Origin of the sequence: Mycobacterium sp. 852014-52144_SCH5372336 (assembly GCF_001665615.1) — a bacterium.
Taxonomy (GTDB): domain Bacteria; phylum Actinomycetota; class Actinomycetes; order Mycobacteriales; family Mycobacteriaceae; genus Mycobacterium; species Mycobacterium neumannii_A.
The window spans coordinates 167,560-184,685 of the sequence record NZ_LZSW01000065.1 but is presented as its reverse complement, the minus strand read 5'-3'; the positions used below and the strand labels follow the sequence as shown (position 1 = coordinate 184,685).

Sequence of the window (17,126 nt, the reverse complement as noted above, 5' to 3'; positions counted from 1 at the left end):
AGATGTGTATAAGAGACGGGGCCGGAAACTGCCCGTCACTGACTCCGGAGGCGATGGTGGCGGTGAGCCGCCGGCGTCGTAGCGCCGAATATTCATGGAAGAACCGGCGGATGTCCGGTTCGGTCTCCGCGGCGTGCACGAGCGCGGGAATGCAGGCCGAGACTGCGGAATCGCTCAGGGCGGCGGCGAGGTGCTCCAGCAGAATCTGAACCTGCTCGCGTGCCGTCCCGGTGGGTGCTTCCCGCCCAGGGTTCGGCTGAACATTGAGAGTCTCGAGAGCGTCGGCGATCAACGCAGTCCTGTCCGGCCAATGCCGGTACAACGTGCTGCGGCCCACGCGCGCTCGAGCGGCGACAGACTCCATGCGGAACCCGGCGTAACCGACCTCGGCGAACTCGTCGAGTGCGGCGCGAAGGATTGTCCGGCGAGAGTGTGCTGCGCGCGGATCGGGTCGACCCTTCTGGGACATTTATGTATTATAACCTTCAGGAGGTGCACTTATGAGTACTGTTAGTGTTCGCTACATAGTGGATGACGTCGATTCAGCCGTCCAGTTCTACACCAACCACTTGCGCTTTGACGTGGACTTCAGACCCGGACCCGGGTTCGCCATGCTCCATCGCGACAAGTTGCGGCTGCTGTTGAACTCACCCGGCGGCGGAGGCGGAGCGGGGGAGACGCTCAGCGACGGCAGCCGGCCCGTTCCCGGCGGCTGGAATCGAATCCAGTTGGAAGTCAACGATCTTGACGACACCGTCTCCCGGCTCTCCGACGCCGGCGTGCGTTTTCGCGGGGACATCATCACGGGCCGCGGCGGGCGTCAAGCCTTGGCCTCTGATCCGTCCGGCAATCTCGTGGAACTGTTCGAACCATCCCGCTGAGTGTTACGTGTGTGACAAAAGGGACAGATGATACGGCGCGCCTCCGACAGATAGCTCGCTGATCTCGACAAAATCGGCGCATGAAGATGTCAGCGCTGCTATCTCGTAATGCCAGCTCACGTCCGGGCATCACCGGCACGGCCAGAGTCGACCGCGACATCGATCGACTTCTGCGACGCGTCACCCCCGGCGACATCGTCGTCATCGACGCCCTCGACCTCGACCGCATCACCGCGGATGCGCTCGTCGAGGCCGGTGTCACCGGCGTGGTCAACGCCTCGCCCTCCATCTCCGGGCGCTATCCCAACCTGGGGCCCGAGGTTCTGGTCGCCAACGGGATCACCCTCATCGACGACACCGGCGACGACGTCTTCAAGAAGGTCAAGGACGGCGCGCGGGTGCGTCTGCACGAGGGCGGCGTCTACACCGGTGATCGGCGCCTCGTGCTTGGCGTCGAGCGCACCGATCACGAAATCCATGAGCTGATGCACGAGGCCAAGAGCGGGTTGGTGGCCCACCTCGAGGCGTTCGCGGGCAACACCATCGAATTCATCCGCAGTGAGAGCCCGCTGCTGATCGACGGCATCGGCATCCCCGACATCGACGTCGACCTCAACCGGCGCCACGTCGTGATCGTCGCCGAGGACGTCGATGCCGCCATCGACCTCAAAGCGCTCAAACCCTTCATCAAGGAGTACCAACCGGTGCTGGTGGGCGTCGGTACCGGCGCCGACGTGCTGCGCAAGGCGGGCTACCGGCCCCAACTCATCGTCGGAGACCCCGACAAGATGAGCGCCGAGGTGCTGCGGTCCGGGGCGCAGGTGGTGCTGCCCGCCGATGCCGACGGGCACGCCGCCGGTCTCGAACGAATCCAGGACCTCGGGGTCGGGGCGATGACGTTTCCTGCTGCGGGATCGGCCGCCGACCTGGCGTTATTGCTGTGCGACCATCACGGTGCGTCACTGATCGTCACTGCCGGCCACACCGCCAGCATCGAGGAGTTCTTCGACCGCGCGCGCCAGCAGAGCAACCCGTCGACATTCCTGACCCGGCTCAAGGTGGGGGAGAAGCTCGTCGACGCCAAAGCCGTTGCCACGCTGTACCGCAGCCGGGTGTCGGGCGGAGCGATCGCGCTGCTGGTGCTCGCCGTGTTGATCGCGGTGATCGTTGCGCTGTGGGTGGCACGTGTCGACGCCGCGCTGCTGGACTGGATCGTGGACTACTGGAACCGCTTCTCGCTGTGGGTCCAGGGCTGGGTCACCTAGGAGCGCCCGATGATATCGCTACGCACACACGCGATTTCGCTCGCGGCCGTGTTCCTCGCGCTGGCCATCGGCGTCGCGCTCGGATCGGGGATGCTGTCCAACACCGTGCTTTCGGGGCTGCGCGATGACAAGAACGAGCTGCAGGAGCGGATCAACACCCTGACCGACGAGAGGAACGCGCTCAACGAAAAGCTCAGCGCGGCAGGGGAGTTCGATGCGCAGATGTCACCGCGCATCCTGCGCGAGACACTGGTCGACAAATCGGTGGTGCTGTTCCGCACCCCGGACGCCGCCGATGATGACGTCGACGCGATGACACGACTCGTCGGTCAGGCCGGGGGAACGGTCAGCGGAACCGTCGGGCTGACAGCACAGTTCGTCGAGGCCAACGCCGCCGAGAAGCTGTTGTCGGTGGTCAACTCGCCGATTGTGCCGGCGGGCAAACAGCTCAGCACCACGTCGGTGGACCAAGGCTCCCAGGCCGGCGACCTGTTGGGCATCGCGCTGTTGATCGATCGCGATCCCAAGGTGCAGACCGTCGATGACACGCAACGCGAAACGGTGCTCGCCACACTGCGCGACACCGGTTTCATCACCTACACCGACCGGGTGGGCGCGGCGAACACCGCGGTGATCGTGACCGGCGGACCGCTGGGCGATGACGCCGGCAACCGGGGCGCCACCGTGGCCCGATTCGCCGGCGGGCTGGCCCCGCACGGTTCGGGCACCGTCCTGGTCGGCCGCGACGGATCGGCATCGGGGACCGCGGCGATCGCCGTGACGCGCTCGGATCCCGCACTGACCACGGCGGTCAGCACGGTCGACGACGTCGGCACCGAATCCGGCCGCATCACCTCGGTGCTGGCGCTGGGCGATCTGGCCAATGGCGGCAAGCCCGGCCAGTACGGCATCGGCCAGGGTGCGACGTCGGTCACCGTGCCGCAGTAGCTCGTCACACACCAAGGTCCCCGACGCTCAGGTCCTCGGCGCGTCACCGACGCGGTGTCGCCCTCGGTGTTAAGGTGGGGTTCCGTGGGTCGGCAGGCCCCAAACTAGGAATCAGCCTAGAGACGTAAGCCCTGCCCGTCGTCACGGAGGTCGTTCTTGCCAGCGTTACGCAAACATCCGCAAACGGCCACCAAGCACCTCTTCGTCACTGGTGGCGTCGTCTCTTCACTCGGCAAGGGACTCACCGCTTCGAGCCTCGGGCAGCTGCTGACCGCGCGCGGCCTGCAGGTGACGATGCAGAAGCTCGACCCGTACCTCAACGTCGACCCCGGCACCATGAACCCCTTCCAGCACGGTGAGGTGTTCGTCACCGAGGATGGCGCCGAGACCGACCTCGACGTGGGCCACTACGAGCGCTTCCTCGACCGGAACCTGTCAGGGTCGGCGAACGTGACCACGGGACAGGTGTATTCGACGGTCATTGCCAAGGAACGACGCGGTGAGTACCTCGGCGACACCGTGCAGGTGATCCCGCACATCACCGACGAGATCAAGGCACGAATCCTGGAGATGGCCGCACCGGACGTCGACGGCAGGCGCCCCGATGTGGTGATCACCGAGATCGGCGGCACGGTCGGCGACATCGAATCGCTGCCGTTCCTGGAAGCGGCGCGCCAGGTACGCCACGAGGTGGGCCGGGAGAACTGCTTCTTCCTGCACTGCTCGCTGGTGCCCTACATGGCGCCGTCCGGGGAACTGAAGACCAAGCCGACTCAGCATTCGGTGGCCGCGCTGCGCAGCATCGGCATCACCCCGGACGCGTTGATCCTGCGCTGCGACAGGGACGTCCCGGAACCTCTGAAAAACAAGATCGCGTTGATGTGCGACGTCGACATCGACGGCGTCATCTCCACCCCGGACGCCCCGTCGATCTACGACATCCCGAAGGTGCTGCACCGCGAGGAGCTCGACGCCTACGTCGTGCGCAGGTTGAACCTGCCGTTCCGCGACGTCGACTGGACACAATGGAACGACCTGCTTCAACGGGTGCACGAACCGCACGAGACGGTGCGAATCGCGTTGGTGGGCAAGTACATCGACTTGTCGGATGCGTACCTGTCGGTGGCCGAGGCATTGCGGGCGGGCGGGTTCGCGCACCGGGCCAAGGTGGAGATGCGCTGGGTGGCCTCCGACGACTGCGAGGTCGACGGCGACGCGGCCGCTGCGCTGGCCGACGTGCACGCGGTGCTCATACCCGGTGGCTTCGGCATCCGCGGCATCGAGGGCAAGATCGGTGCGATCCAGTACGCCCGCAAGCGGGGTCTGCCCGTGTTGGGGCTGTGCCTGGGGCTGCAGTGCATCGTGATCGAGGCAGCCCGGTCGGTCGGCATCACCGAGGCCAACTCCGCGGAGTTCGACCCGACCACCCCGCACCCGGTGATCTCCACCATGGCCGATCAACGCGACGCCGTCGCAGGGGAGGCCGATCTCGGCGGCACCATGCGGCTGGGCGCGTATCCGGCTGTGTTGGAACCTGATTCGATCGTGGCGCGAGCCTACGACGCCACGGAGGTGTCGGAGCGGCACCGTCACCGCTACGAGGTCAACAACCAGTACCGCGACCGCATCGCCGAGAGCGGACTGCGCTTTTCGGGAACCTCTCCGGACGGCCACCTCGTCGAGTTCGTCGAGTATCCGCGCGACACGCACCGTTTCATCGTCGGCACCCAGGCGCATCCCGAGCTCAAGAGCAGGCCCACCCGGCCGCACCCGTTGTTCGTCGCGTTTGTGGGGGCGGCCCTGGACTACAAGGCCGAGGAGCGCTTGCCCGGGATGGACATCCCCGAGCAGCGGTCCAACGGCGTCGAGCATGGCGCCGAGGTCGGGGCCCTGCTGCAAGAGCCCGCGACTCGTGGCTGACCACGACTTCGAGACGGTCTCCTCTGAAACCCTCTACGTCGGAAACATCTTCGCGTTGCGCGCCGACGAGGTGCGCATGCCCGGCGGCCACACCGCCCGCCGCGAGGTCGTCGAGCACTACGGCGCCGTCGCGGTGCTGGCGATGGACGAGGACCGCAACATCGCGATGGTCTACCAGTACCGGCATCCGCTGGGCCGTCGCCTGTGGGAGTTGCCCGCCGGCCTACTCGACCTCGGAGGCGAACCGCCCCACGTCACCGCCGCGCGTGAACTCGAGGAGGAGGCCGGACTGTCGGCCACCGATTGGCGCGTGCTGGTCGACCTCGACTCCGCGCCGGGCTTCAGCGACGAGAGCGTGCGGGTCTATCTGGCCACCGGGCTCACCGACGTCGGACGCCCCGAAGCCCGCGACGAGGAAGCCGACCTGACGCTGCGGTGGTATCCGCTCGACGAGGCGGTACGCATGGTGCTGGCCGGCGAGATCGTCAATTCCATTGCGGTCAGCGGCATTTTGGCGGCCAACACCGTCACCGCCCCGGACAAGCTGAGAAGCGTCGACGCACCGTGGACCGATCGGCCCACCGCGTTCGGTCGCCGTCAGGGGCACCCGTGACGACCTTCACATCCGCGCTCGAAGGGCAGGTCCAGGGCTATCTCGACCACCTGACGATCGAACGCGGTGCAGCCGCCAACACATTGAGCTCCTACCGCCGCGACCTGCGTCGCTACATCGAACACCTGACCGCGCGCGGTATCGACGACCTGACCCAGGTGACCCAGACCGATGTCAGCGAGTTCCTGGTCGCGTTGCGCCGCGGGGACGCCGAGGCCGGAACCGCCCCGCTGTCGGCGGTGTCGGCGGCGCGAGCGCTGATCGCGGTGCGAGGCCTGCACCGCTTCGCGACGGCCGAGGGGTTGACCGAACTGGACGTCGCCTCGGACGTCAAGCCGCCGACCCCGAGCAGGCGGCTGCCCAAGAGCCTGTCGCTCGACGAGGTGTTGGCCCTCCTCGAGGCAGCGGGCGGCGACAGCGACGCCGACAGCCCTCTCACGCTGCGTAACCGCGCTCTGCTGGAACTGCTGTATTCGACCGGGGCGCGCATCTCGGAGGCCGTGGGGCTCGACATCGACGACATCGACACCCATGCTCGTTCGGTGCTGCTGCGCGGCAAGGGCGGCAAGCACCGGCTGGTCCCGATCGGCAGGCCGGCGGTGACCGCACTCGACGTCTATTTCGTGCGAGGGCGTCCCGACTTGGCGCGCCGCGGCCGGGGCACACCCGCGATCTTCTTGAACGCCCGCGGCGGGCGGCTGTCGCGGCAGAGCGCGTGGCAGGTGTTGCAGGACTCCGCCGAGCGCGCCGGGATCACCTCCGCGGTGTCGCCGCACGTGCTGCGGCACTCGTTCGCCACGCATCTGCTCGACGGCGGCGCCGACGTCCGTGTGGTGCAGGAGTTGCTCGGCCACGCCTCGGTGACCACGACGCAGATCTACACCATGGTCACGGTCAACGCGCTGCGCGAGGTCTGGGCCGGCGCCCATCCGAGGGCGCGGTAGCCGTTGGCCTTAACCGGTTGATCGCCCACACCAGCTGCGTGGAATCCACCCGTCAAGGCTTTTGTCCGCCCAGATACTCGGACTCGAGAACCAGGTCGGCGAACAGCGACTGGTACTCCGCGTGCGTCTTGTGCTCGACGGTGTCGAACAACGTGCCCTGCTGCCGGCGCATGTATTCGCGGTACTTCGGCGCCCCGGGGAGTTTCACGTTGTCGGCGACGACGACGGAGCCGCGGTGCAGCCAGCCGCGGTCGAGGATGCTCTGCAGATCGGCCAGGTAGGCGGCTTTGTCGTGGTCGATGAACACCAAGTCGAGCAGGCCTGGACCGAACCCGTGCTCAGAAGCCAGCGCATCGAGGGTGCGACCGTCCTCGCCGATCGTGCCGACCACGCACGTGATGCGGTCCGCGACGCCCGCGTGCGCCCAGACGTCGCGGGCGATTTCGGCGTTGGCCTCGGCGAGTTCGACCGAGTAGATCCGCGCCGACGGTGCCGCCCTGGCCAGCCGCAGGGCACCGTATCCGCAGTATGTGCCGAGCTCGAGCACCAGGCGAGGGTCGGCGCGGCGCGCCGCGTCGTCGAGGATCGCGCCCTTCTGGTCGCCGACGTTGATCAGGAAGGACTCCTCGTAGGCGAACCGGTCGATCGTCGCGAGGACGTCGTCGATGTCACCCTGCCGCGCGTTGGCCACCACGTAGTCGCGAAGCGCGGCCTCGCGCCCGTCACCGACCTGACCGGTGGTGGAGATGTTGCGCACGCCCAGCGCCAATCGCAGGAACGACCACCTCAGCAGCGGGATCCGTTGCTTCAAGCCCATGGCGTCAGCCTAGGACGCGACGCGGCTCAATCGGCTCCCAACTCGCCTGCGGGTCTGGCTGACCTGGCACGTTCCTGCCGTTAAACTTGCCCGGATGTCCGCCATGCCCGTGAACTGCCTGACCAGCGACGGTCAGGCATGAGCGACGACGCAGGAGGCGGCGGAACACCGGAAACCCTGGGCCTGACCGGCCGTCCACCGCGGGACATCCCCGAACCGCAGCCGAAGACGACGCACGGTCCGGCCAAGGTCATCGCGATGTGCAACCAGAAGGGCGGGGTCGGCAAGACCACGTCGACGATCAACCTCGGCGCCAGCCTGGCCGAGTACGGCCGTCGGGTGCTGCTCGTCGATCTGGACCCGCAGGGCGCACTGTCGGCGGGCCTGGGGGTTCCGCACTACGAACTCGAGCACACGGTGCACAACCTGCTGGTGGAACCGCGGGTGTCGATCGACGATGTGCTGATCCACACGCGGGTCAAGAACCTCGACCTCGTGCCCAGCAACATCGATTTGTCGGCGGCAGAGATCCAACTGGTGAACGAGGTGGGTCGCGAGCAGTCGCTGGCGCGTGCGCTGTACCCGGTGCTCGACCGTTACGACTACGTCCTGATCGACTGCCAGCCGTCGCTCGGCTTGCTCACCGTGAACGGCTTGGCGTGCAGCGACGGTGTGATCATCCCCACCGAGTGTGAGTTCTTCTCGCTGCGCGGGCTGGCTCTGCTCACCGACACCGTCGACAAGGTCCACGACCGGCTGAACCCGAAACTGTCGATCAGCGGCATCCTGATCACCCGCTACGACCCGCGCACCGTAAACTCACGCGAAGTCATGGCCCGGGTAGTGGAACGTTTCGGTGACCTCGTGTTCGACACCGTCATCACCCGCACGGTGCGCTTCCCCGAAACCAGTGTCGCCGGCGAACCGATCACCACATGGGCGCCGAAATCCGGTGGGGCGCAATCGTATCGATCTCTGGCTCGCGAGGTCATCCACCGGTTCGGCGCGTGAATGACCCGGTGACGGAGACCGAAGCCGCGGCAGCTCCGGATTCGGATGACGCTCCCCAGTCGGGTTTTCAGGTTCGACTCAGCAATTTCGAGGGCCCGTTCGACCTGCTCTTGCAGCTGATCTTCGCCCACCGCCTCGACGTCACGGAGGTGGCGTTGCACCAGGTGACCGACGAGTTCATCGCCTACACCAAGGCGATCGGCCCCCAGCTCGAACTCGACGAGACCACCGCGTTCCTGGTGATCGCCGCGACACTGCTCGATCTGAAGGCGGCGCGCCTGCTGCCGGCCGGCGAGGTCCACGACGAAGAGGACCTCGCCCTGCTCGAGGTGCGTGACCTGCTGTTCGCCCGCCTGCTGCAGTACCGCGCGTTCAAGCACGTCGCCGAGATGTTCGCCGAACTGGAAGCCGCCGCGCTGCGCAGCTACCCCCGCGCGGTCGCGTTGGAGGAGCGCTACTCCGAGCTGCTGCCCGAAGTGATGATCGGTGTGGACGCCGAGGCCTTTGCACAAGTAGCCGCGGCGGCATTCACACCGCGGCCGGTTCCGACGGTGAGCACCGAGCATCTGCACCATGCGGCGGTGTCGGTGCCCGAGCAGATCGGTAACCTGATGGCACTGCTGGAGAGCCGCGGGATCGGGCAGTGGGCGTCTTTCCGGGACCTGGTCGCCGACTGTGATGCGCCGATCGAGATCGTCGGGCGGTTCCTGGCGCTGCTCGAGCTGTACCGCGCCAGGGCGGTAGCATTCGAACAACCTGAAGCGCTTGGTGTGCTGCAGATTTCGTGGACCGGCGAGCGACCGACACACCAACACCTGGCGGTGGAAGAAGATCAGTATGGATAGCGAAGACCACGACAACCTCGACGAGGTCGCGACGGACCTCGACCACGAGGACGTCGCGGCCGACGCCACCGATCTCGGGATCGACGTCGCCGAACCGCCCGAACTGGAAGACGGTGAACTCTTCGCGGTGCTCGAGGCGCTGCTGCTGGTGGTCGACACCCCGGCCACCGTGGAGCAACTGGCGCTGGCGATCGAGCAGCCGCCGTACCGGGTCGCGGCCAAGCTGCAGGCGATGGCGCAGGAGTACACGACCCGCGACAGCGGTATCGACCTGCGAGAGGCCGGCGGTGGCTGGCGGATGTACACGCGCTCGCGCTACGCCCCGTACGTGGAACGGTTGCTCCTCGATGGGGCGCGCTCCAAGCTGACGCGCGCGGCGCTGGAGACACTGGCCGTGGTGGCCTACCGGCAGCCGGTGACTCGCGCCCGGGTGAGTGCGGTTCGCGGTGTCAACGTCGACGCGGTAATGCGCACGCTGGTGGCCCGCGGCCTGATCACCGAGGCGGGCACCGATCCCGACAGCGGCGCGGTGACGTTCGCCACCACTGAACTGTTCTTGGAGCGGTTGGGGCTGACATCGCTGGCCGACCTACCCGACATCGCGCCGCTGCTGCCCGACGTCGACGTGATCGACGACCTCAGCGAAACTCTCGACGAGGACCCGCGTTTCATGAAACTCAGCGGTGCTCCGGCACCCGAGAAGCCGCTGTCCTTCGATGTGGACACCGATGCACATGGCTGAATCCGAAGGCGTGCGGCTGCAGAAAGTGTTGTCGCAGGCCGGAATTGCGTCGCGCCGGGTCGCCGAGAAGATGATCAGGGACGGACGCGTGGAGGTCGACGACCGTGTCGTTACCGAATTGGGCACCCGTGTCGACCCCGAAGTTTCGGTGATCAGGGTCGACGGGGCGAGGGTGACGCTCGACGACACGCTGGTGCATCTGGCGATCAACAAACCCAGGGGCATGCATTCGACGATGTCCGACGACCGGGGGCGCCCGTGCATCGGCGACCTCGTCGAGCACCGGGTTCGGGGTAACAAGAAGCTGTTTCACGTCGGCAGGCTCGACGCCGACACCGAGGGGCTGATGCTGCTGACCAACGACGGGGAGTTGGCCCACCGGCTGATGCATCCGTCATTCGAGGTGCCCAAGACCTACCTGGCCACCGTGCTGGGCGCGGTGCCACGCGGTGTGGGCCGCGAACTGCGCAACGGCGTCGAACTCGACGACGGACCGGCGCGGGTGGACGATTTCGCCGTCGTCGACAAGGTGCCCGGCAAGACGCTGGTGCGGGTCACCCTGCACGAGGGCCGCAAGCGGATTGTGCGTCGAATGCTCGCGGCGGTCGGCCATCCGGTGCAGGAGCTGGTGCGAACCGACATCGGCACCGTCGCGCTCGGCGATCAGCGTCCTGGCAGCATCCGGGTGCTGACACAGAAGGAGCTCGGCGAGTTGTACAAGGCGGTCGGCCTGTGACGTCACTGGTCATCGCCGTCGACGGTCCTGCGGGAACTGGGAAGTCAACGGTGTCAAGGGGATTGGCGCGTGCACTGAACGCACGCTACCTGGATACCGGCGCGATGTATCGGATCGTCACGCTGGCCGTCCTGCGTGCCGGAGTCGACCTCAACGACACCGAAGCCGTCGCGGCGACGGCAGCCAACGCCGAACTGGCGGTCGGCTACGACCCCGACGAAGACCGCTCTTACCTTGACGGAGAAGACGTTTCGACCGAGATCCGCGGCGACGCAGTGACCAAAGCGGTGTCGGCGGTCTCGGCGGTGCCCGCCGTGCGCACTCGGCTCGTCGACCTGCAACGCACGCTGGCGTCCGGTCAGGACAGCGTCGTCGTGGAGGGCCGCGACATCGGGACGGTGGTGCTGCCCGACGCCCATCTAAAGATCTTTTTGACTGCGTCGGCCGAAGAGCGCGCCCGCCGCCGCAACGACCAGAACAAGACGAGCGGTCTGGACGACGACTACGAGGCGGTGCTGGCCGACGTCAAGCGGCGCGACCACCTCGACTCGACGCGGGCGGTGTCGCCGCTGCGGCCCGCTGATGACGCCGTCGTGGTCGACACCAGCGCGATGACGCAGCCCGAGGTGATCGAGCATCTGAGAAACCTCGTGCGGGAGCGAGCGGGAGCGCAGCGATGAGCGAGGACGGAACCTGGGTCGACGAAAGCGATTGGGAGATCGCAGAAGACTCGGCAAGAGAGATAGCCGAAGCCATCGAGGAGGCCGCGACGGCACCGCCCGTCGTCGCTGTCGTCGGGCGACCGAACGTCGGTAAGTCGACGTTGGTGAACCGGATCCTGGGCCGACGCGAAGCCGTCGTGCAGGACGTACCGGGGGTGACGCGCGACCGGGTGTCCTATGACGCGTTGTGGTTGGGCCGCAGGTTCATTCTGCAGGACACGGGCGGCTGGGAACCCGACGCCAAGGGTCTGCAACAGCTGGTTGCCGAGCAGGCGTCGGTGGCGATGCGGACAGCCGACGCGATCATCTTCGTCGTCGACGCGGTGGTCGGCGCCACCACCGCCGACGAGGCGGCAGCGAAGCTGTTGCAACGCTCCGGTAAGCCGGTGTTCTTGGCGGCCAATAAGGTTGACAGCGAGCGCGGGGAAGCCGACGCCGCCATGTTGTGGTCGTTGGGTCTGGGGGAGCCGCACGCGATCAGCGCGATGCACGGCCGAGGTGTGGCCGACCTGCTCGACACCGTGATCGACGCCCTGCCCGCGGTGTCGGAGATGTCGGGCGGCGGGGGCGGGCCACGCCGGGTCGCGTTGGTGGGCAAGCCGAACGTGGGCAAGAGCTCGCTGCTGAACCGGCTGGCCGGTGATCAGCGCTCCGTCGTCCACGACGTCGCGGGCACCACGGTCGATCCGGTCGACTCGCTGATCGAGATGGACGGCAAGATGTGGCGGTTCGTCGACACCGCGGGTCTGCGCCGCAAGGTCGGGCAGGCCAGCGGGCACGAGTTCTATGCGTCGGTGCGCACGCACGGCGCCATCGACGCGGCCGAGGTGGCGATCGTGCTGATCGACGCGTCGCAGCCGCTGACCGAGCAGGACCAGCGCGTGCTGTCGATGGTGATCGAGGCCGGCCGGGCGCTGGTGCTGGCGTTCAACAAGTGGGATCTGGTCGACGAGGACCGGCGCTACCAGCTGGACCGCGAGATCGACCGCGAGCTCGTGCAGTTGCAGTGGGCGCCGCGGGTGAACATCTCGGCCAAGACGGGCCGCGCGGTGCAGAAACTGGTGCCGGCCCTGGAGAAGTCGCTCGAGTCCTGGGACACCCGCATCTCCACGGGGCGGTTGAACACGTTCCTCAAGGAAGTGGTGGCGGCGCATCCGCCGCCGGTGCGCGGCGGTAAGCAACCGCGGATCCTGTTCGCCACCCAGGCCACCGCTCGCCCGCCGACGTTCGTGCTGTTCACCTCGGGGTTCCTGGAGGCCGGCTATCGACGGTTCCTGGAGCGGCGACTGCGCGAGGCGTTCGGCTTCGAGGGCAGCCCGATCCGGATCAACGTGCGGATGCGAGAGAAGCGGGGACCCCGCTCTCGGTGATTTGTCGAGCGCAACCGGCGGTGGGCGCCGCTACCGCTCCACAAATCGACGATTAGCCTTGCCCAAGTGCCCGTCGTCGACATGGTCCTCATCGCGTTGGCGGGTCTGGGAGCGGGCGCGATCAACACGCTCGTCGGCTCCGGCACCCTGATCACCTTTCCCACCCTGGTGGCGTTGGGCTATCCGCCGGTGACGTCGACGATGTCGAACGCCATCGGTTTGGTGGCCGGTGGAGTGTCGGGCACCTGGGGATACCGCCGCGAACTGCGGGGCCAGTGGCACCGGCTCCGCTGGCAGATCCCGGCATCGTTCGCGGGAGCGGTGCTCGGCGCGTGGCTGCTGCTGCACCTGCCAGAGACGGTGTTCGAGCAGGTTGTGCCCGTATTGCTGGTCGCGGCTCTGGTGCTCGTGGTCGTCGGCCCACGAATCCAGTCGTACGCGCGGGCGCGGGCCGAAGCGGCCGGGCAGTCCGCCGAGCACGTGTCGCGGTTCCAGTTGGCCAGCGTCGTCTTCGCGACGTTCGCGGTCGGGATCTACGGGGGCTACTTCACCGCCGCGCAGGGGATCCTGCTCATCGCGGCGATGGGCGCGCTGCTCCCCGAGGACATGCAGTGCATGAACGCCGCCAAGAACCTGCTGTCGTTGGTGGTCAACATCGTGGCCGCGGTGGCGTACACCTGGGTGGCGTTCGACCGGATCAGCTGGGCCGCGGCGGGCCTGATCGCGGCGGGTTCGTTGTTCGGCGGCTTCCTTGGGGCCCGCTACGGTCGCCGACTTTCGCCCAACGCGCTGAGGGCGGTGATCGTGGTGGTAGGAATCATCGGGCTCTATCGATTGCTGACCCTCTAGAACAGTTCTGTATGGTTAGTCGAAGCTGACTGACCAGGAAGGGGAGCCGGGTGGCCGAACGCCGATTCCGCACCGCGCCGTCTGCCCTCTGCGCTCTCGAGCCGTTCTGGCCGTCACGCCGCATCATCGCCTTTGACGAGTGGTGTCGCGCGCGCATCTGATTTCGCGCCCACTGTCCGTCTGGTCGGCCCGCCGCGCTGACCACTTCTGAAAGCAGTCGAACCTGTGCGTTCGCTTCTGATATTCACGCTCGTCGGTGTCGGAGCGCAGCTGGTGGATGGCGCGCTGGGCATGGCGTTCGGCGTGACCGCCTCGACGCTGCTGGTGCTCAGTGGCCTTGGAGCTGCCCAGGCGAGCGCCGCGGTGCACCTGGCCGAGGTCGGCACGACGCTGGCTTCGGGTCTGTCGCACTGGCGGTTCAAGAACATCGACTGGTCGATCGTGCTGAAGCTGGGCCTGCCCGGTGCGATCGGAGCCTTCGCCGGTGCGACCGTGCTGTCGTCGCTGTCGACCGAGCATGCCGCCCCGTTGATGGCGGGAATCCTGGTCGCGATCGGAATCTACGTGCTGTTGCGGTTCTCGCTGCGCAACCCTCCGGTGATGCGGCACGGTGAGACACCGCATACGGCGAGGTTCCTCAGCCCGCTGGGGTTGTTCGGCGGGTTCATCGACGCGTCCGGTGGCGGGGGCTGGGGCCCGGTGACGACGAGCACGTTGCTGTCGCGCGGTAAGACGGCCCCGCGCACGGTGATCGGTTCGGTCAGCGCTTCGGAGTTCCTGGTGGCGGCCTCGGCATCGGTCGGTTTCGGCATAGGGTTGCGCGAGGAGTTCGTCGAGAACCTGCCGGTGGTGCTCGGACTTGCCGTGGGCGGCGTGGTCGCCGCCCCGTTCGCCGCGTGGCTGGTGAGCCGGATCCGGCCCGCGCTGTTGGGCACGGCCGTGGGCGGTGTCATCGTGCTGACCAACAGCCAGAAGCTGGTGCACTACTTCGGTATCGAATGGCCGTGGTCCTCGGCGGTGTACACGCTGATCGTAATCGGCTGGGCGGTTGCGCTTTACGTGGCGTGGCGCTACCGGCGCATCGTGGAGCCGGCGGCCACCGCGGCGGAGGTCGATGCGGTGCCCAGCGCCACTCGCTAGGCGTTCGATCCCCGAGGTTCACGCGCCAGGTGGCGGTTGGGATTGCAGGCGGGGCCTGCGGTAGCATTTCGACCTGCTGCCGGCGATCCCGGCGGCGTCGCGGGCTGTGGCGCAGCTTGGTAGCGCACTACACTGGGGGTGTAGGGGTCGCAGGTTCAAATCCTGTCAGCCCGACGCAGGTCAAAGGCACTTTCCGAGGTTTCGGGAGGTGTCTTTTTCGATTTGTGGGCAAACCCGGTACACGAACCAGGGCGTGGGCAAAAGGGGGCAAGGGCAACCTGGTGATCTCCGACTTGACGCGTTGCCGATCGCCGGTAGCGAAGCGGTCCGCCACCTGATCGGCAGACAGATCACCAGCGAGCGGCCACCTTCTCGGCGATCTGTTTGGCGATGCGCTGGGCCGAGTCGCCCGGGTTGGCGCTGCACGTGTTCACGTCGATGATGACGTTGTTCTCCAACGCGACGGTGTGCCCGCAGGCCCACCCCGGCGCAGCGGCGTTCTGCAGAGTCGCGACGGTGGTCAGCACGTCGTCGGTGTGGGTGATCGGCCCGACCGTCCACTTCGTCCCACTCTGCAGGTGGGTGTACTCGTGGCAGGCCGGCCACTGCTGTGCAGAAGCATCGAGAAAAGCACTGGCCTTCTTCACCAGCGGATACAACACGACGGCCTGCTTCACGTAGTGCGCGAACTTATCTCCGTCGTTGAGGCTCTGATCCCGTGAGGCCTGGAACCCGCTGTCGGCGTACACCGGCGCCTCCGCCGCCCCGTCGATGCCCAGGCACTCCCGCGGCTCCATCGTGGCGCTGTTGTCCGACATCGAACTTTGAGCACTCGTGACCGCCATGTTCGTCGCGCCCATCGCGGCGTTCAGCTCATCGGCCGTCAACAGCAGCTCGTCCAGTTCGCGCTCCACGAGTGGGCGCGGAATCAGCGTGCGCGTGGGCGTGGTCGTGACCGCATTGCCGACCGAGCTGGCACACCCGGCGACCAGAAGACAAACCATCGCAGCACCGAATGCTGTCACTGGTTGGCGCATGTGTTCCTCCCCATGGCAGCCGTCTCCAACCCATCAGCGCAGCAGTGTCCCCTGCATCGCGGCGCGTGGAGCAATCGTGCAACAGGGAAGCCGTCGACCGTACGAAGTACCGCGGTGTTTCTGATAACGATGGGCGCTGCTTCTGATAACGATTGATGCGTCGCGCAGCGTTGCGACCCAGCTGGAAACCGACAACGGGCGGGGGGGGATGCCCCGGCAGCGTTGTGTGAGAGAGGGATTCAGTCGCCGCTGAGCAACCTCAGTCCGACTTCTTGTCGTCCTTGTCGTCGTCGTCGTCCTGGTCGTCGTCGTCCTTGTCGTCGGCGTCGTCCTCGTTCTTGTCGTCGTTCTCGTCCTTGTCGGACTCGTCGTCATCATCCGAGTCGTCGGAGTCGTCCTCATCGCGGGACCGCGGGGAGTCGTCGAGCTTGTCTGCGAATTTCGTCAGCGCCCGTGCGAGCTGGCGCGCTTCATGCGGCTCAACTGAGTCCCCGAACAACAACTCACCATCATCATTGGTGCGTTCGAGGTAAACCCTGTTCTCCTTGGCCGCGACGTTCCACTGGCCGGACTCGGGCTCTGCCATCGTTGTCGCCTTTCGCAGGTGGATTTTGGCCTCGTATACCCGCCCAGATTCGCTGTCACGCAACAAACGACGCGTCGTCACGCATTGCTTTCAAACGCAAGCAGTCGACCCTGGGCCCTTACCGCGCGGATAGAAAAACCTCCCCACTCGCGAACGGATTCTGGCTTCGCGGCGATTACGGAGCCCCCCGTTGACCCGCAATCATTTCTTGCAACACCCCGCACCACCCCGAGAGGACAACGACATGACCACCACACACGCTCGCCGGACCCGACTCCAGTACGCCGCCACGCTCGTCGGCGCCCTGGCCGTCTTCGTCTTCGCCCCGGCGACCGCATATGCCGTCGACAACGAACCCACACCCGGCGGCGGCGGATGCACCTACACCGACGCCGACGGCTACGACATCCCGATCGACGACGGGCAGGACGTCTTCGTCGACGGCAAGCTCGTCTCCTGCCGCGGCGGCAAGATCGTCATCACCACCGCACCCCAGCGCAATCCGGCCAGCGTGCGCCCGGCGCTGCCGGCCGGCAAGCTGCCCGTGCTCACCCGGCTGCCCTGACCCCCCCAACGATCGGCCCGTCACCTCTCGGTGGCGGGCCGATCCAATACGCGATGAAGACCGACCGCGGACGCGTGTCCTGCCCCTTGTTCGGGCGACGCGTCACGTAGTACTACTCAAGCAAGCCCCGGCCTG

The 17,126-nt window shown here is 66.9% G+C and carries 19 protein-coding genes and 1 tRNA gene; 16 read left to right on the top strand and 4 right to left on the bottom strand.

Going from position 1 to position 17,126, the window contains the following annotated elements:
• Positions 1-469: TetR/AcrR family transcriptional regulator (locus A5759_RS24405; RefSeq protein ID WP_068201926.1), on the bottom strand; the 469-nt coding region annotated here is incomplete at its 3' end.
• Positions 470-500: 31 nt separating this feature from the next.
• Between A5759_RS24405 and A5759_RS24400 the strand changes: the two genes are divergently transcribed.
• The 6 genes from A5759_RS24400 (at position 501) to xerD (ending at position 6,571) form a co-directional block, all read left to right on the top strand.
• Positions 501-881, top strand: coding sequence for a VOC family protein (locus tag A5759_RS24400; protein ID WP_068201888.1), 381 nt, complete (start codon positions 501-503; stop codon positions 879-881).
• An 80-nt stretch (positions 882-961) separates the two neighbouring features.
• Entirely contained in the window at positions 962-2,146 is a 1,185-nt protein-coding gene (gene steA, locus A5759_RS24395; protein ID WP_068201885.1) for a putative cytokinetic ring protein SteA, read from the top strand.
• Between the two features lie 9 nt (positions 2,147-2,155).
• Positions 2,156-3,094, top strand: a complete 939-nt coding sequence (locus A5759_RS24390; protein ID WP_068201883.1) for a copper transporter — start codon at positions 2,156-2,158, stop codon at positions 3,092-3,094.
• A 156-nt stretch (positions 3,095-3,250) separates the two neighbouring features.
• Positions 3,251-5,014, top strand: a complete 1,764-nt coding sequence (locus tag A5759_RS24385) for a CTP synthase (RefSeq protein ID WP_068201881.1) — start codon at positions 3,251-3,253, stop codon at positions 5,012-5,014.
• Positions 5,007-5,627, top strand: a complete 621-nt coding sequence (locus A5759_RS24380; RefSeq protein WP_068201880.1) for an NUDIX hydrolase — start codon at positions 5,007-5,009, stop codon at positions 5,625-5,627. Before A5759_RS24385 ends, A5759_RS24380 begins: the two co-directional genes overlap by 8 nt.
• On the top strand, positions 5,624-6,571 hold the full coding sequence (gene xerD / locus A5759_RS24375) for a site-specific tyrosine recombinase XerD (RefSeq protein WP_068201878.1): 948 nt from the start codon (positions 5,624-5,626) through the stop codon (positions 6,569-6,571). The genes A5759_RS24380 and xerD overlap by 4 nt, the downstream gene beginning before the upstream one ends.
• A gap of 52 nt (positions 6,572-6,623) precedes the next feature.
• Here the strand turns inward: xerD and A5759_RS24370 are convergent, their stop codons facing one another.
• Positions 6,624-7,388 (bottom strand): O-methyltransferase, encoded by a 765-nt coding sequence (locus tag A5759_RS24370; RefSeq protein ID WP_068201877.1) that lies wholly within the window; start codon positions 7,386-7,388, stop codon positions 6,624-6,626.
• 138 nt (positions 7,389-7,526) lie between these two features.
• Between A5759_RS24370 and A5759_RS24365 the strand changes: the two genes are divergently transcribed.
• The 9 genes from A5759_RS24365 to A5759_RS24325 all read left to right on the top strand — a co-directional run bounded on the left by A5759_RS24365 (position 7,527) and on the right by A5759_RS24325 (position 14,977).
• Positions 7,527-8,399: a ParA family protein gene (locus A5759_RS24365; protein WP_066843232.1), complete on the top strand. Its 873-nt coding sequence runs from the start codon at positions 7,527-7,529 to the stop codon at positions 8,397-8,399.
• Positions 8,396-9,244: a segregation/condensation protein A gene (locus A5759_RS24360; protein ID WP_068201874.1), complete on the top strand. Its 849-nt coding sequence runs from the start codon at positions 8,396-8,398 to the stop codon at positions 9,242-9,244. The genes A5759_RS24365 and A5759_RS24360 overlap by 4 nt, the downstream gene beginning before the upstream one ends.
• Positions 9,237-9,986 carry an SMC-Scp complex subunit ScpB gene (gene scpB, locus A5759_RS24355; protein WP_068201872.1) on the top strand — a complete coding sequence of 250 codons (750 nt, stop codon included), beginning with the start codon at positions 9,237-9,239 and terminating at the stop codon, positions 9,984-9,986. Before A5759_RS24360 ends, scpB begins: the two co-directional genes overlap by 8 nt.
• Positions 9,979-10,722 carry a pseudouridine synthase gene (locus A5759_RS24350; protein WP_068201870.1) on the top strand — a complete coding sequence of 248 codons (744 nt, stop codon included), beginning with the start codon at positions 9,979-9,981 and terminating at the stop codon, positions 10,720-10,722. Before scpB ends, A5759_RS24350 begins: the two co-directional genes overlap by 8 nt.
• Complete coding sequence (gene cmk, locus A5759_RS24345) at positions 10,719-11,402, top strand: (d)CMP kinase (RefSeq protein WP_068201868.1); 684 nt, start codon at positions 10,719-10,721, stop codon at positions 11,400-11,402. Before A5759_RS24350 ends, cmk begins: the two co-directional genes overlap by 4 nt.
• Positions 11,399-12,814: a ribosome biogenesis GTPase Der gene (gene der / locus A5759_RS24340; protein WP_068201866.1), complete on the top strand. Its 1,416-nt coding sequence runs from the start codon at positions 11,399-11,401 to the stop codon at positions 12,812-12,814. The genes cmk and der overlap by 4 nt, the downstream gene beginning before the upstream one ends.
• 81 nt (positions 12,815-12,895) lie before the next feature.
• A complete protein-coding gene (locus A5759_RS24335) occupies positions 12,896-13,663 on the top strand; it encodes a sulfite exporter TauE/SafE family protein (RefSeq protein WP_369816267.1) in 768 nt (255 codons plus the stop codon).
• A 225-nt stretch (positions 13,664-13,888) separates the two neighbouring features.
• The gene (locus tag A5759_RS24330; RefSeq protein ID WP_068201862.1) at positions 13,889-14,803 is read left to right on the top strand and encodes a sulfite exporter TauE/SafE family protein; all 915 of its coding nucleotides are present in this window, start codon (positions 13,889-13,891) and stop codon (positions 14,801-14,803) included.
• Between the two features lie 100 nt (positions 14,804-14,903).
• Positions 14,904-14,977 (top strand) — tRNA-Pro (locus A5759_RS24325).
• Positions 14,978-15,153: 176 nt separating this feature from the next.
• Here the strand turns inward: A5759_RS24325 and A5759_RS24320 are convergent.
• Complete coding sequence (locus tag A5759_RS24320) at positions 15,154-15,840, bottom strand: sensor domain-containing protein (protein WP_068201861.1); 687 nt, start codon at positions 15,838-15,840, stop codon at positions 15,154-15,156.
• 259 nt (positions 15,841-16,099) lie between these two features.
• Positions 16,100-16,426, bottom strand: a complete 327-nt coding sequence (locus A5759_RS26020) for a hypothetical protein (protein WP_068201924.1) — start codon at positions 16,424-16,426, stop codon at positions 16,100-16,102.
• A 244-nt stretch (positions 16,427-16,670) separates the two neighbouring features.
• On the opposite strand from A5759_RS26020, the gene A5759_RS24310 reads away from it, so the two are divergent.
• Complete coding sequence (locus tag A5759_RS24310; protein WP_066808895.1) at positions 16,671-16,991, top strand: hypothetical protein; 321 nt, start codon at positions 16,671-16,673, stop codon at positions 16,989-16,991.
• Positions 16,992-17,126 lie beyond the last annotated feature (135 nt).

Excerpts from the sequence above, each read along its gene's own strand:
- A5759_RS24370 (WP_068201877.1), bottom strand. The coding sequence starts at position 7,388 with ATGGGCTTGAAGCAACGGATCCCGCTGCTGAGGTGGTCGTTCCTGCGA.
- A5759_RS26020 (WP_068201924.1), bottom strand. The coding sequence starts at position 16,426 with ATGGCAGAGCCCGAGTCCGGCCAGTGGAACGTCGCGGCCAAGGAGAAC.
- scpB (WP_068201872.1), top strand. The coding sequence starts at position 9,237 with ATGGATAGCGAAGACCACGACAACCTCGACGAGGTCGCGACGGACCTC.
- A5759_RS24390 (WP_068201883.1), top strand. The coding sequence starts at position 2,156 with ATGATATCGCTACGCACACACGCGATTTCGCTCGCGGCCGTGTTCCTC.
- A5759_RS24350 (WP_068201870.1), top strand. The coding sequence starts at position 9,979 with ATGGCTGAATCCGAAGGCGTGCGGCTGCAGAAAGTGTTGTCGCAGGCC.
- A5759_RS24365 (WP_066843232.1), top strand. The coding sequence starts at position 7,527 with ATGAGCGACGACGCAGGAGGCGGCGGAACACCGGAAACCCTGGGCCTG.
- A5759_RS24400 (WP_068201888.1), top strand. The coding sequence starts at position 501 with ATGAGTACTGTTAGTGTTCGCTACATAGTGGATGACGTCGATTCAGCC.
- A5759_RS24335 (WP_369816267.1), top strand. The coding sequence starts at position 12,896 with ATGGTCCTCATCGCGTTGGCGGGTCTGGGAGCGGGCGCGATCAACACG.
- steA (WP_068201885.1), top strand. The coding sequence starts at position 962 with ATGAAGATGTCAGCGCTGCTATCTCGTAATGCCAGCTCACGTCCGGGC.
- A5759_RS24320 (WP_068201861.1), bottom strand. The coding sequence starts at position 15,840 with ATGCGCCAACCAGTGACAGCATTCGGTGCTGCGATGGTTTGTCTTCTG.
- A5759_RS24310 (WP_066808895.1), top strand. The coding sequence starts at position 16,671 with ATGACCACCACACACGCTCGCCGGACCCGACTCCAGTACGCCGCCACG.
- der (WP_068201866.1), top strand. The coding sequence starts at position 11,399 with ATGAGCGAGGACGGAACCTGGGTCGACGAAAGCGATTGGGAGATCGCA.